At 76.4% G+C, this 675-nt stretch carries 1 pseudogene; it reads left to right on the top strand.

Going from position 1 to position 675, the window contains the following annotated elements:
- A pseudogene (locus FNQ90_RS25825) lies at positions 1–675 on the top strand (mobilization protein); the annotation flags it as partial.

Raw genomic sequence — 675 nt, 5'->3', positions numbered from 1 at the left:
GGCGTGGGGGGAGGAGGAGTTCTTCGAACGGTTGGCCGCCGCCGGTCTGCTGATCCGCCGGCGCGTGGCGCCCTCCGGTGACCTGCTGGGCTACAAGGTGGCCCTGCCCGGGGACCGCAACAAGGACGGCGAGCCGGTCTTCTACGCCGGCGCACGGCTGGCCCCCGACCTCTCCCTGCCCCGCGTCCGGGAACGCTGGACCACCCAGCACGACCAGCCCGCCGCTTCGCACCCGGACCCCTCTCCCGCACCGGGCGACCCGGCCGTCGCCCGCCGCCGGGCGACGACGGCCGCGCGGAAAGCACTGGTGGTCATCGAGCACGGCCCGGACGCCGTGGTCGCCGCGCACATCGCCGCCACCGGCGAGGTCCTGGACGCCCTCGCCCTCACCTCCGCCGCCCACACCCGCCACGCCCTGCACGAAGCGGCCCGCGCGTTCGAGCGGGCCTCCCGCTCCCACATTCGCGCCGAACGCGGCCACGACCGGGCGCTGCGCCGAGCCGCCAGGGAGCTGATCCACGCCGGGCCCGCGCTGGGCCGCGGTGAGGACGGCGCCACCACCGCGATGGTCATCGACATGCTGTTCTTCCTGATCACCGCCACCGCCCACCGGCACGCCCGCCACCACCACGCCCAGCAGGCCGCCGCCGCACACCAGGCCGCCGACCACCTGCG

The organism is Streptomyces alkaliphilus, from assembly GCF_014141535.1.
In the GTDB taxonomy this organism is placed as follows: Bacteria; Actinomycetota; Actinomycetes; order Streptomycetales; family Streptomycetaceae; genus Streptomyces; species Streptomyces alkaliphilus.
Note: the sequence above shows the minus strand (reverse complement) of the source record. Positions and strands in the feature narration are given on the sequence as shown.